This is a genomic window from Streptomyces sp. NBC_00271, from assembly GCF_036178845.1.
Classification (GTDB): domain Bacteria; phylum Actinomycetota; class Actinomycetes; order Streptomycetales; family Streptomycetaceae; genus Streptomyces.
The window spans coordinates 1,051,650-1,064,895 of record NZ_CP108070.1; the positions used below are offsets into that span (position 1 = coordinate 1,051,650).

Genomic DNA, 13,246 nt, shown 5'->3' on the forward strand with positions numbered 1-13,246 from the left:
GATGTCATCCAGACCGGTCTGTCTGGCAACAATTCCAACCTAGACAGACCTGTCTGGATGCGTCAAGGGAGAGGGGCGCGAAAAGGGCGGCCAATTGAAGACAGACAGATCTGTCTGCTAATATTCACCCATGTCTGAGAAGGTGCTGTCCCCCCGGGAACGCAGCGTGGCCGCACGGGCGCGGCTGCTGGCCGCCGCCAACGAGCTGTTCTACGCCGAGGGAGTCCAGTCGGTCGGGATCGACCGCGTGATCGAGCGCGCCGGAGTCGCCAAGGCAACGCTGTACAGCGCCTTCGGCAGCAAGGACGGCCTGGTCCGCGCCTATCTCCAGGCACGGCACGCGGCAACCGCCGAGCGCATGGCACGCGAACTCGAGGCCCGCTACGACACCCCGAAAGAGCGCCTGGTCGGCGCGTTCGAGGTGCAGGGGCTGTCGTTCACCGAGCCGGGGTTCCGCGGCTGCGCGTTCATCAGCGCGAGTGCCGACGCGCCCCAGGGCGGTGTCGTCGAACAGGCAGCGCAGGACTACCGCACCTGGCTGCACGAGCTGTTCTTCGACCTCGCCCAGCAGGCAGGCGCCACGGACGCGAAGTCACTCGCCCACCAACTGGTCCTGCTCTATGACGGCGCCGGGATCAGCGCCTGGCTGGACCGCGACCCCAGCGCCGAGACAGCGGCCCGCATCGTGGCCGCGACCCTGGTCGAGGCCGCCATCCCGGACTGAGACCGACCGCCGGACGGCGACCGCGCCCACCTGTCGTCGTGGTGGCCCACCCCAGAAGGAGCCGCTCCCCCGCCGGGAGTGAGCCGGGCCGGGCCGACTCAGTCGCCGACGCCCGAGTCGACCTTGTGACCGTTGGCCGTCAAGGCGACGTCGATGTTGCCCCGGGTGGCGTTCGAGTAGGGACACACCTGATGTGCGGCCGCGACGATCTGCGCTGCCTGCTCGGGATCCGAGATCTGCGGCAGGGTCACGTGGAGCTCCACGGCAAGTGCGAAACCACGATCCTCGGTGGGCAGGAGGCTGACACGGCTCTCGATCGAAGCATCGCCGGTCTCGACCCTTTCGCGACGGCCCACCACGCCGAGCGCGCCCTCGAAGCAGGCCGCATAGCCCACAGCGAAGAGCTGTTCGGGGTTCGTGCCACCCCCGTCGCCGCCCATCTCCTTCGGCACACGGAGCTGGACGTCCAGGACTCCGTCCTGTGTGCGCCCGTGGCCGCTTACGCGGCCGCCGGTCACGGTTGCCTCCGCCGTGTAGAGAACTCGCGCCATCTCGATCTCCCTTCCGGACCCGCGGATTGCCCCGGCCCACGGCCGGGACCTTTCCAAAGTCTGCCGCTGATCGCACCTCGACGAACCCATCCGTAGGGCACGAACGACGCCCGTTCAACCCGAGCGCCTCCCGATGAGCCCGATCGGCCCCCCGCGTCCGGTTCATCGAGCGCTCCTAGAGACGTGCAGGCGGATTTCGGCGAACGGCGTCAGTGAAGGGTGGCGACCGAAGTGCGGTAGAGGACTTCCTCGGCGCGCTCCCATGACCAGCCGTTCTCCACCACGAGCGTTCGCCAGCCGGTGGGACCGAACCAGTACCAGAGGAGGTCGGCCGTCTCCTGCACCGAGTGGGTGGGCGGCGGAGTCAGGTGGTGCAGGTGCTGGGCGGTCGCGCGGAGGGCGTCCCGGTACGCCGCGGTCGCGCGCTCCCACAGGGCCTCGCCGTTCTCATGCACGGGCAGCGCCTTGCGGATCGCTTCGTGCACGGCGAACTGCCCCTCGTTGCCCATCCGCGTGCCGTGGGCCAGGGCTTTCAGAACCGACTCCGGTGTCCGCAGGGCGAGCAGGTCCTCCATGGCCTGCTCGTAACCAGAGGCGATCACACCCTGGTCGACGATCCGGTTCAGGATGTCGCTCTTGCTCCCGACACTCGCGAAGACGGTCTTCGAGGCGACGCCTGCCGCCGAAGCGATGTCGGCGACGGTCACGCGACCGTAGCCGTGCTCGGCGAACAGTTCCGTGGCCTGACCGAGGATCAGTGCCCGCGTCCGTGCGGCGGCCTGCTCGCGCAGCGGGGAGACGTAGCGGCGCTTGGACGGCATGGCGTCATCCTAAGGCGTGAATTCATTAGGCGTGCTATAACCTCAATATTCGTCGGCGGGCCTCGTGCTCGACCCGGGCTACGACCGCGCCGCCCGTCCCCCTCGGACCGGTCGGTGCCTCACTCCTCAGAGCGCACACCCGTCGAAAAGGATCAACGCAATGGGCATGGATGCCACGGACCTGGCCCACGGACTCTTCCGGGTCCTCGAGACAGGCGATCCGGCACTGGCCGCCGAGGTGGTGCACGAGGACTTCCACAACCGCGAGGCAGCCGTGTCACCCGCGGCCTGTGCACTCCCCGGACCCGCAGGCGTCCTTGCCTCCGGCGCATGGATGCGCTTCGCCTTCAGCGACCTGACCTTCCCCGTCCTCGGCATCGCCCGCAACGACGAGCAGGTCTGGGTACGGCTTCGCATGCAGGGCCGCCACACAGGTCCCTTCGTCCGCTTCCGTGACGGCGCTCTCGACCAGGCCATACCCCCCACCGGGCGTGACATCGACTTCGAACAGATCCACGTGCTCGAACTCCGCGACGGCAAAGTGGTCGGGCACGAAGCCGTGCGCGACGACATCACCATGCTCGGCCAGCTCGGCGTCTTCCCGCCCGCTCCGGCCACCGCGCTGCGCATGGTCGCCTGGCGGGTGACCGGAAGGGCCACGCGCGCCGCGACCGACGTCACGGCGCAAGCCGTCGAGGCAGCCGGCCGCCCGCAGGACAGGGGACCAAGCCACTGAGCCTCCTCAGCGCCCTGGCAGGCCAGGCTCCACCGGGATGACACGGAGAACGTTCACGCAACCACCCGACGACCGTGCCATCCCGCCCACACCGCGCCTGCAGTGGGGTGGGCGGCCGGACCCCGGCCGCCCGACCGACCCCGACCATTCGTCGGCGTCCCCCCGACCAACCCGCCCCCTCTCCGACGGGAATATCCGACAATGATTTAGCACTCAACAATATGGACCTGATCGCCGACCGTATGGGAGGCTCGCATGGGCACCACCGCCGAGATCGGGGATGGAACTATGTCTGAGCTGGGGCTCCTCGACACCGGTGGCATCCTGCGCCAGGCGTGGGTCGCCCCGGACCGGACGAGCTCGGGTCTGGGCTGGGAGCACGCGTATCTGTCCACCCAGCGGGAAACGCCGTACCACTCGACCTTCGACAGTGCCCCCACTCATCTGCTGATCCTCCACCTCAGTGGCCCGGTGACCGTCCGACGCCGGTCCGGCCGGTCGATGCGAGCCCAGCGGATTCCGGCAGGGGGGCTCTTTGTCCACCCGGCAGGTCGCGCGCTGGATGTCGAACTCCAGGGGGGCCTCGACACCGTCCACCTCTATCTCAGCGACTCGGCCCTCCAGGAAGCGCACGGCGGCCGTGGGGCGGTGGAACTCGCCGAGGAACTGGGCAGCTCGGATCCCCTGATCGAGCAGGTCATGCTGGCTCTGGACGGCGTCGTGCGGCAGTGGGAGCCCTCCGCGCGCACCTACGTCGATCACCTCGTCGGCATGCTCGCCGCGCAGCTCGCCCACGCGCACACAGCCGGTCGGCCCGCGGCCCCGCCCGGCGCGATGTCGGGACTGACCTCCCAGCAGCTCGTGTCCGCACGGGAATTGATGGAGCAACACATCTCCGACCCGCTGCGCGTCTCCGATCTGGCCGCCGCCACCGGGCTGAGCGCGAGCCAGTTCAGTCGGCAGTTCAGAACCAGCACCGGAAAATCTCCGCACCAGTTCCTGTTGCAACTACGGCTGGACCACGCACGCCGGATGCTGCGCACCACGGTCCTGCCCATCCCCGACGTGGCCGTCCACTGCGGCTTCTCCCATCAGGAACACCTGACGCGCGTGATGCGCGCCAAACTCGGCACGACCCCCGCCGCGGTCCGACGCGCGGGCTGACACCGCGTTCCGCGGCCCGCCCCGCCCGCCCCTCTCCTCCGGCGCACCACAGGCACCGCATCCGCCCCGCGCCCCCGCCAGAGCCACGCACCGCGCCGATCCTGCAGAAACACGCTCGAAACGTGCAGGAGTCCGAGCGCCCGCCGTCCCCACACTCAGAGTCAGAAATTCAGGGACCCACGGCAACGCGAAGGCGGACCCCCATGAGGAATTTCGTATATACCTCCCATCCCTCGCGGATCGTCTTCGGCACCGGAACGGTCGGCCAGGTCCGCGAGGAGGTCGAGCGACTCGGCTGTTCCCGAGTCCTCCTCCTGTCCACTCCGTCGGTGGCCAAGGCCGCCGCCCGGGTCCGCGATGTCCTCGGTGACGTCATCGTGGCGGAGTTCGACGGTGCCACCATGCACACTCCGGTCGACGTGACCGAACGGGCCCTCGACCTCCTTCGGGAACACTCCGCCGACTGCCTGGTGGCCGTCGGCGGCGGTTCCACCACGGGGCTGGCCAAGGCGCTCGCGCTCCGCACCGATCTGCCGCAGCTGATCCTTCCCACCACCTACGCGGGTTCCGAGGTCACCCCCGTCCTCGGCGAGACACAGGACGGACGCAAGACCACGGTGGCCTCCCCCGCGATCCTGCCCGAGACCGTCGTGTACGACGTCGAGTTCACCCTCGGCCTGCCGGTGGGCCTGTCGGTCACCAGCGCGGTCAACGCCATGGCACACGCCGTGGAAGCCCTGTACGCGCCACAGGCGAACCCCGTCATCGACGCCATGGCGCTCGATGCGATCGCGCTGAGCGCCCGCGCCCTGCCGGCTCTCGTGGCCGAGCCGTCCGACACCGCGGCACGCGCCGACCTCCTGCGTGCCGCGTGGCTGGCCGGTACCTGCCTCGGCTCCGTCGGTATGGGCCTGCATCACAAGCTGTGCCACACGCTGGGGGGTGCGTTCGACTTGGCGCACGCCGCGACGCACACCGTGATCCTGCCGCACGCGATGGCCTACAACGCCCCGGCCGCTCGGGACGCCATGAGCCGCATCGCCGACGCACTCGGCGTACCGGACGCTCCGAGCGGGATGTTCGACCTGATCACCTCGCTCGGGGGCCCCACCGCGCTGCGCGAGCTGGGCATGGCGGAGGCGGATCTGCCGCAGGCCGCGCGGCTGGCGGTCGCCACGCCGTACCCCAACCCCCGTGAGCTGACGCCCACGGGAATCGAGAGCCTGTTGCGCGATGCCTGGCAGGGCCGCCGTCCCGCGGTTCCCGCGGAGCCGACTCCGGCTCCGCGAACCCCTGGGCTGTCGGCCCCCGCGGCGCACGCAGTGGCTTCGGATGTGGAGCGCCTGACCGCCCAGGTGGTGGAGAGCTTCGCGGACGCACCCGATCCGCGGAGCAGGCAGCTGCTCAGCGACCTGGTACGGCACCTGCACCACTTCGTGACGAGCAATGACGTCACCGAATCCGAGTGGGAGCAGGCCATCGACTTCCTGACCCGTACCGGACAGATCTCCACCAGCACCCGCCAGGAGTTCGTGCTGCTGTCCGACACACTCGGTGTCTCCAGCATCGTCGACCTGCTCACCCACTCACGCACCCCGCAGACCACACCGTCAGCGGTCCTCGGCCCCTTCTACACGGACGGACCGCCGGAAACCGCACAGGGCGGCGACATCTCACAGGGGGTGGCCGGCACCCCTCTGTGGGCCGACATCCTCATCACCGACACGGACGGACGGCCCGTGCCGGATGCCGTCACGGACGTCTGGCAGGCCAACAAGGACGGCTTCTACGACGTCCAGTTGCCCGAGTTGGACGGACCGGTGCTGCGGGGCCGCCTGCGCACCGACGAGCAGGGCCGCCTGCGCTTCTGGACGACCCTGCCGGCCGAGTATCCGATCCCGGACGACGGACCGGTGGGACAGCTGCTCCAAGCCGTCGAACGTCATCCCTACCGTGCGCCCCACCTGCACTTCATGATCTCCGCCGCCGGCCACCAGCGCCTGATCACCCAGCTGTTCGTGAAGGGCGGCCACTACATCGACTCCGACACCGTGTTCGGCGTCAAGGAGGGCCTGATCGTGGACTTCACCCCCCGGATCGGGCCGACCCCGGACGGCCGTGCCGTCGACGGGGAGTGGCGCAACCTGCAGTTCACCTTCCGCATCGCCCGCCTGGCCGACGGCCCCGCACACTGACCTGGAGCAGTCTCATGGACTCGACCCACACCTACGACACCGACGTCCTCGTGGTCGGCAGTGGACCCGCCGGTGGATCCGCGGCCCTGCTCCTGGCCACGTACGGCATTCGCACCCTGCTCGTCACCAAGTACGGCTGGCTGGCCGACACCCCCCGTGCGCACATCACCAACCAGCGCACCATGGAGGTACTGCGCGACCTCGGCGTGGACGGCGAAGCCGCCGCGGCCGGGAGCCCCGCCGAACTCATGGGCGACACCGTTCTGTGCACCGCCCTGGCGGGCGAGGAGATCGGCCGGATCCGCAGCTGGGGCACCGGCCCGCACGCGGCGACCGAGTACGGTGCCGCCAGCCCCGCGCAGATGATCGACCTTCCGCAGACCTTTCTGGAACCGATCCTGGTGAAGAACGCCGCGGCGCGGGGAGCCAAGATCCGTTTCGACACCGAGTTCCTCAGCCTGGAACAGGACGCCGACGGCGTCACCGCCCGGCTCCGGGACCGGGTGCGCGGAGACGAGTTCACCGTGCGAGCCCGCTACCTGATCGGTGCGGACGGCGGCCGCAGCGCCGTGGCGGAGCAGATCGGACTGCCGATCGCCGGGCAGAGCGGCAAGGCCGGCAGCATGAACATCGTCTTCAAGGCCGACCTGTCCCGGCACGTGGCCCACCGCCCGAGCGTTCTGTACTGGGTGATGCGTCCCGGCGCCCACATGGGCGGCATCGGCATGGGGCTGGTGCGCATGGTGCGGCCGTGGAACGAATGGCTGCTGGTGTGGGGATACGACATCGACCAGCCCCCGCCCCACATGGACGAGGCGACCGCCCGTGACATCGTCCACGACCTCATCGGCGACCGCGACATTCCCGTCGAGATCACGTCGAGCTCGCTGTGGACGGTCAACCACAGCTATGCCACGACGTATTCGGCCGGGCGTGTCTTCTGCGCCGGGGACGCGGTGCACCGGCACCCGCCGTCCAACGGCCTCGGTTCCAACACCTCGATCCAGGACTCGTACAACCTCGCCTGGAAGCTCGCCATGGTCATCCGCGGTCAGGCCGGCCCGGGGCTCCTCGACACGTACACCGCTGAGCGGGCACCGGTCGGCCGGCAGATCGTCGATCGCGCCAACCTCAGCCGCGACCAGTTCGGCCCCATCTTCCAGGCACTGGGACTCGACGAGTACAGCGTGGAGGAGGACATCGTCGACGGTCTCGCCGCGTGCCGCAGCGGGACGGCCGAGGGCACCAAGCGACGGCAGGCGCTGGAAGAGGCCATTCAGCTGAAGAACTACGAGTTCAACGCCCATGGCGTCGAGATGAACCAGCGCTACGACTCCTCCGCGGTCGTACAGGACACCGGCGCCGCCGAGGAATGGACCCGGGATCCGGAGCTCTTCCACCGGCCGACGACCCGCCCCGGCGCGAAACTCCCGCACGCCTGGCTCGTCGACGACAACGGCCACCGCCTGTCCACGCTGGACGTCGTCGGCAAGGGAACCCTCACGCTGATCACCGGCCTGTCCGGTGGCGTGTGGGAGTCGGCCGCGGCCGACTGCGCCGAGGCTCTGGGGATTCCTCTGAAGTACGTCCGCATCGGCGCCGAGGACAGCCGCGACGCCTACGGCGAGTGGCGCCGGACATCGGAGGTGGCCGAGGACGGGTGCCTGCTCGTCCGCCCGGACGGACACATCGCCTGGCGGGCCTCTTCGGCGCCGGACGCCGACTCCGCGGCATACGGCGAGCTGCTCGCAGCCCTGAGGACCGTACTGCACCGTTGACGACCGCGACGCGACACCCGCGTACAGCCACACACCCACACCCCCACAGGGAAACCCGAACAGAGGCAGACACCACTCGGGGCGAGTCTGCCGGACCGGAACGGAGCGCAGTGCACATGGACAAGGTGGTTGCCACGGCCGAGGAGGCACTGGCAGGCGTCATGGACGGAGCGTCCCTGGCCGTGGGCGGCTTCGGCCTCAGCGGTGTCCCCGACGTGCTGATCCACGCGCTGTACGCGACCGGTGTGACCGGGCTGAGCGTGGTCTCCAACAACTGCGGCGTGGACGGCGGCGGCCTGGGCATCCTGCTCGCCGCCGGTCGCATAGCCCGCGTCACCGGCTCGTACGTCGGCGACAACAAGGAGTTCGCCCGCCAGTACCTCTCCGGTGAACTGCTGGTCGAACTGACTCCGCAGGGCACGCTCGCCGAGCGCCTGCGCGCCGGCGGATGCGGCATCCCCGCCTTCTTCACGCCCGCCGGTGTCGGTACCCAGGTCGCCGAGGGCGGCCTGCCCTGGCGCTACGCCCCCGACGGCACCGTGGCCGTCACCTCACCGCCCAAGGAGGTCCGCGAGTTCGACGGCCGGCGTTACGTGCTCGAGCACGGCATCACCACCGACTTCGCACTGGTGCGGGCGGCCAGGGGCGACCGCCACGGCAATCTCGTCTTCCGCCGCTCGGCCCGTAACTTCAACCCGCTCGCCGCGATGGCCGGCCGCGTCACGATCGCGGAGGTCGAGCAGTTGGCCGAGCCCGGCGAGCTCGACCCGGACGAGATCCATCTCCCCGGCGTGTTCGTCCAGCGTGTGGTGGAACTGACGCCGGAGCAGGCCGCGGACAAACACATCGAACGGCGCACTGTCTCCGCGCCGTCGGCACGAGGGACGGTGCGGCACTGATGCCATGGACCAGGAACGAGATGGCCGCACGCGCGGCGGCGGAGATCCAGGACGGCGACTACGTCAACCTCGGGATCGGACTGCCCACGCTGGTGCCCGAACACGTGGCCGAAGGGGTGCACGTGGTGCTCCAGTCGGAGAACGGCGTCCTCGGCGTCGGGCCGTACCCGGCCGAGGAGGACGTGGACCCCGACCTGATCAACGCGGGCAAGGAGACGGTCACCGTACTGCCGGGTGCGAGTTTCTTCGACTCCGCGTTGTCCTTCGGAATGATCCGGGGCGGTCACATCGACACCGCCATTCTGGGAGCCATGCAGGTCTCCGCCACCGGAGATCTCGCCAACTGGATGATCCCGGGCAAGATGGTGAAGGGCATGGGCGGTGCGATGGACCTCATCCACGGCGCCCGCCGAGTCGTCGTCGTGATGGAACACTGCGCCAAGGACGGCAGTCCGAAGCTCGTCGCCGCGTGCACCCTGCCTCTCACCGGCGTGGCCTGCGTCGACCGCGTCATCACCGACCTCGGCGTGCTGGACGTCACCGAGGACGGACTCGTCCTCGTCGAGACCGCTCCCGGCGTCAGCACGGACGAGATCGTCAGCCGTACCGCCGCGCCCGTGCGCGTGCCGGACCCCGTCGGCTGACCCCGATTCAGCAGCCCCCTCCCCAACTCCCCCCACCACAAGGAGTCTCGATGAACGAGCGCCTGCGGGACGTCTACGTCGTCGACGCCGTCCGCACCCCGATCGGCCGATACGGCGGTGCCCTGTCCGCCGTGCGCCCCGACGACCTCGCCGCCGGAGTCGTACGTGAACTGCTCCGCCGCACTCCCGCCTTGGACCCGTCCCTCATCGGTGACGTGTTCTTCGGAAACGCCAACGGCGCCGGGGAGGACAACCGGGACGTCGCCCGTATGGCCGTGCTGCTGGCCGGTCTTCCCGTGACGGTCCCCGGAACCACCGTCAACCGGTTGTGCGGCTCGGGGATGGAGGCGGTCATCCAGGCCGCCCGCGCGGTGGCACTCGGCGACGCCTCCGTCGCCGTGGCCGGCGGAGTGGAGTCCATGAGCCGCGCCCCATGGGTCCTGCCCAAACCGGAGCGCGCCTTCCCGGTCGGCAACCAGGAGCTGTACTCCACCACCCTCGGCTGGCGGATGGTCAACCCGCGGATGCCCGACGCGTGGACCATCCCGCTCGGCGAGAGCGCCGAGCTGATCGCCGACAAGTACGGCATCACCCGCGAGGCCCAGGACGCCTTCGCGCTCGCCAGTCACGAGAAGGCCGCCCGGGCGTGGAAGGACGGTGCGTACGACGCCGAGGTGGTCCCCGTCGAGGGTGTGGACCTGCCCCGCGACGAGGGGATCCGGGACAACACCTCACTCGAAGCGCTGGCCCGCCTCAAGCCGGTCTTCCGTGCGGGCGGCACGGTCACGGCCGGCAACGCCTCGCCTCTCAACGACGGCGCGGCTGCCCTGCTGCTGGTCGACGAGGCCGGGCTGGCCGAGACGGGCCGTGAGCCGCTGGCCAGGATCCGCGCCAGTGCCGTGACGGGCATCGAGCCGCAGTACTTCGGTCTCGGCCCGGTCGACGCCATCCGCAAGGCCCTGACGAAGGCGGGCCGCACCTTCGACGCCCTGCACACCGTCGAGCTCAACGAGGCATACGCCGCCCAGGCGCTGGGCTGTCTCGCCGCCCTGCCGGAACTCGACTCCGACATCCTCAACCCGAAGGGCGGCGCCGTCGCCGTCGGGCATCCCCTCGGCGCCTCCGGCGCTCGTATCACCGGAGCGGTCGCCCATCAGCTCGCGGAAGCCGGCTCGGGCACGGGCCTGGCCGCGCTCTGCATCGGCGTCGGGCAGGGCCTGGCCCTGGTCCTGGAGCGCTGAGGCGGCGACCGCCACCGGGTCAGGGTGTCGTCGCCACGCGTTCGAGTGCGGCGGTGAGTGCGGCGAGGTCGTGGCCGGCGAGGTTGTCGAGGACGTGCCGCCGGATGCTGGCCAGGTGGGCGGGCCAGGCCTCTTGGAGACGGGCGAGGCCGTCGTCGGTGAGGACGGCGTTCCAACCGCGCAGATCTTCCTGGCACTTGGCCCGCTGGACGAAGCCCTGCTTTTCGAGGCGGTTGACGACACGGGTCATGCCGCTGAGCGAGAGGTTGCAGGCGGTGGCGAGCTCATTCATCCGCATCCGGCGGTGGGGCGCCTCGGACAGGAACATGAGCGGGGTGTACTCGGAAAGGGGCAGCCCTCCGTCGCCGACCATGTCCGTGTCCACCAGTCGCGGCAGCGCCATCATGACGTGGGCGAGGGCGCGCACGAGCGATTCCTCGGTCTGGTCCAAGGGGCGCAGGGGCTGTTCGTCGTAGGGCATGCCTCACACCCTATCTCCTTGACACGGCAAGCACTCATACATTTACTTGACTCGACAAGCACACATACAAGCGAAGGTGCAGAACATGACAAGGATCGGCATCATCCTCGGCAGCACGCGCCCCGGACGCAACGGCGAGGCCGTCGCCCACTGGGTGCACGAGCTGGCCACGCAGCGCACCGACGCACAGTACGAGCTCGTCGACCTGGTGGACTACAAGCTGCCGCTGCTGGATGAGGCCTACCCGCCGGCGATGGGCCAGTACAGCCAGCCGCACACGCAGCAGTGGGCCGCGAAGATCGCCTCGTTCGACGGCTTCGTCATCGTGACCCCCGAGTACAACCACTCGGTGCCCGGCGCGCTGAAGAACGCCATCGACTTCCTGGCGGCCGAGTGGGCCAACAAGGCCGTCGGCTTCGTCAGTTACGGCTCCACCGGCGGCGTCCGCGCCGTCGAGCACCTGCGCCTGATCGCCGGTGAACTGCAGATGGCGGACGTCCGCTCCCAGGTGGCGCTCTCCCTGTTCACCGACTTCGAGAACTTCAGCGTCTTCAAGCCCGCCGACAGCCACCGTGACGCCGTCACCGCCACCCTCGACCAGGTCGTGGCGTGGAGCAACGCCCTCGCTCCGCTGCGCGTCGGCTGACGCGAGGAATCACGGGGCGCCGCCCACCCATGCCCCGCACCGGCGTTTGACATTTGACACCGGCGCGGGGTGCGGGGCGCGGCCTGAGTCACCTGTCGACCGTTTCGGGAAAAGAGAGATCCGCCGATGTCAGAACGTGCCGCCTCCCCCGCGGGTGGGCACCCGATCACGCTTGGGCTGGACACGTTCGGCGACGTGACCGACGACGCCCAGGGCCGACCGCTCTCGCACGGCGAGACGATCCGCAACCTGGTGGCGGAGGGTGTCCTCGCCGATGAGGTCGGACTCGACCACTTCGCCATCGGTGAGCACCACGTCGACTGGATGCCGCTCTCGGCGGCGGATGTGGTGCTCGGGGCGATCGCGTCGCGTACTTCGCGCATACGTCTGGGATCCGGTGTCACCGTCATCAGCTCGGACGATCCCGTTCGGGTCTACCAGCGGTACGCGACCCTCGACGCCGTGTCCGACGGCCGTGCCGAGGTGATTCTCGGCCGGGGCTCGAGCACGGAGTCCTTCCCGCTGTTCGGCTACGACCTCGGCGACTACGACACCCTCTTCGAGGAGAAGGTCGGCCTCTTCGCCGAACTGCGCAAGGAGAAGCCCGTCTCCTGGTCCGGCAGCACCCGGCCGGCGCTGACGAACCAGCCCGTCTACCCGCACAGCGAGTCCGGAGCGATCCCCACCTGGATCGGCGTCGGCGGCAATCCTCAGTCCGTCGTCCGTGCCGCACGCTACGGATTCCCACTGATGCTCGCGATCATCAGCGGTCCGACGGCGCGGTTCGCCCCCTTCTCGCAGCTCTTCCGCCAGGCGCTGGAGAAGTTCGACCGACCCGATGTGCCGGTCGGCGTGCACAGTCCGGGGCACGTGGCCGCGACCGACAAGCAGGCGGTGGAGGAGTTCTGGCCGTACTACGAGAAGACCATGCGCATGGTGGCCCGGCAGCGAGGATTCCGCGTCCCGACATTCGAGCACTTCATGAGCGATGTCGGTCCCGGCGGCGGGCTGTTCGTCGGATCACCGGAGACCGTGGCGCAGAAGATCGCCACCACCCTCCGGGAGCTCGACGCGAGCCGCTTCGACCTCAAGTACGGGATGAACGGTCTGCCGCACGAGACGCTCATGACCACCATCGAGCTCTTCGGCACCGAGGTGGCCCCGCGAGTGCGGAAGCTAATGGCCTCGTGAGGTGTTCCACCCTCGAGCCGACCGGCGTCGCCGTCCAAGCCGCCTGCACCCCGTGATGGCTGACACGGCTGCAGGAGGGTCGCGACTGTGGGAGCACGCGACCCATCGGACACGGCCGTAGCCGTGTCCGTCGGGGCGGTATCCGTGGCCCGCGCACCGAGTGCGCGACGGAGGG

13 protein-coding genes are annotated in these 13,246 nt (G+C 69.6%); 10 read left to right on the forward strand and 3 right to left on the reverse strand.

The features are described 5' to 3' along the window. The first annotated feature begins 130 nt into the window (after positions 1–130). Entirely contained in the window at positions 131–724 is a 594-nt protein-coding gene (locus tag OG798_RS05195) for a TetR/AcrR family transcriptional regulator (protein WP_183127586.1), read from the forward strand. 98 nt (positions 725–822) lie between these two features. Here OG798_RS05195 and OG798_RS05200 read toward each other — a convergent pair whose 3' ends face one another. Both OG798_RS05200 and OG798_RS05205 read right to left on the reverse strand, forming a co-directional pair. After that, a complete protein-coding gene (locus OG798_RS05200) occupies positions 823–1,275 on the reverse strand; it encodes an organic hydroperoxide resistance protein (RefSeq protein WP_121417569.1) in 453 nt (150 codons plus the stop codon). Positions 1,276–1,484: 209 nt separating this feature from the next. Continuing rightward, complete coding sequence (locus tag OG798_RS05205; protein ID WP_121417568.1) at positions 1,485–2,096, reverse strand: TetR/AcrR family transcriptional regulator; 612 nt, start codon at positions 2,094–2,096, stop codon at positions 1,485–1,487. Between the two features lie 160 nt (positions 2,097–2,256). Between OG798_RS05205 and OG798_RS05210 the strand changes: the two genes are divergently transcribed. The 7 genes from OG798_RS05210 to OG798_RS05240 all read left to right on the forward strand — a co-directional run bounded on the left by OG798_RS05210 (position 2,257) and on the right by OG798_RS05240 (position 10,753). Next, positions 2,257–2,832, forward strand: coding sequence for an ester cyclase (locus tag OG798_RS05210; RefSeq protein WP_121417567.1), 576 nt, complete (start codon positions 2,257–2,259; stop codon positions 2,830–2,832). 288 nt (positions 2,833–3,120) lie between these two features. Continuing rightward, positions 3,121–3,996, forward strand: a complete 876-nt coding sequence (locus OG798_RS05215; protein ID WP_328756428.1) for a helix-turn-helix domain-containing protein — start codon at positions 3,121–3,123, stop codon at positions 3,994–3,996. Between the two features lie 203 nt (positions 3,997–4,199). Beyond that, positions 4,200–6,191: a maleylacetate reductase and hydroxyquinol 1,2-dioxygenase domain-containing protein gene (locus OG798_RS05220; protein WP_328756429.1), complete on the forward strand. Its 1,992-nt coding sequence runs from the start codon at positions 4,200–4,202 to the stop codon at positions 6,189–6,191. Between the two features lie 14 nt (positions 6,192–6,205). Next, positions 6,206–7,969: an FAD-dependent oxidoreductase gene (locus OG798_RS05225; protein ID WP_267060524.1), complete on the forward strand. Its 1,764-nt coding sequence runs from the start codon at positions 6,206–6,208 to the stop codon at positions 7,967–7,969. A gap of 116 nt (positions 7,970–8,085) precedes the next feature. Next, a complete protein-coding gene (locus OG798_RS05230) occupies positions 8,086–8,868 on the forward strand; it encodes a CoA transferase subunit A (protein WP_328756430.1) in 783 nt (260 codons plus the stop codon). Then, on the forward strand, positions 8,868–9,512 hold the full coding sequence (locus OG798_RS05235; RefSeq protein WP_095856826.1) for a CoA transferase subunit B: 645 nt from the start codon (positions 8,868–8,870) through the stop codon (positions 9,510–9,512). Before OG798_RS05230 ends, OG798_RS05235 begins: the two co-directional genes overlap by 1 nt. Before the next feature lie 50 nt (positions 9,513–9,562). Continuing rightward, positions 9,563–10,753 (forward strand): thiolase family protein, encoded by a 1,191-nt coding sequence (locus OG798_RS05240; protein ID WP_328756431.1) that lies wholly within the window; start codon positions 9,563–9,565, stop codon positions 10,751–10,753. Positions 10,754–10,772: 19 nt separating this feature from the next. Here the strand turns inward: OG798_RS05240 and OG798_RS05245 are convergent, their stop codons facing one another. Further along, positions 10,773–11,234, reverse strand: a complete 462-nt coding sequence (locus tag OG798_RS05245; RefSeq protein WP_267060527.1) for a MarR family winged helix-turn-helix transcriptional regulator — start codon at positions 11,232–11,234, stop codon at positions 10,773–10,775. An 85-nt stretch (positions 11,235–11,319) separates the two neighbouring features. On the opposite strand from OG798_RS05245, the gene OG798_RS05250 reads away from it, so the two are divergent. Both OG798_RS05250 and OG798_RS05255 read left to right on the forward strand, forming a co-directional pair. Next, a complete protein-coding gene (locus OG798_RS05250) occupies positions 11,320–11,880 on the forward strand; it encodes an NADPH-dependent FMN reductase (protein WP_267060528.1) in 561 nt (186 codons plus the stop codon). Positions 11,881–12,006: 126 nt separating this feature from the next. Beyond that, positions 12,007–13,071 carry an LLM class flavin-dependent oxidoreductase gene (locus OG798_RS05255; RefSeq protein ID WP_267060529.1) on the forward strand — a complete coding sequence of 355 codons (1,065 nt, stop codon included), beginning with the start codon at positions 12,007–12,009 and terminating at the stop codon, positions 13,069–13,071. Positions 13,072–13,246: the final 175 nt, after the last annotated feature.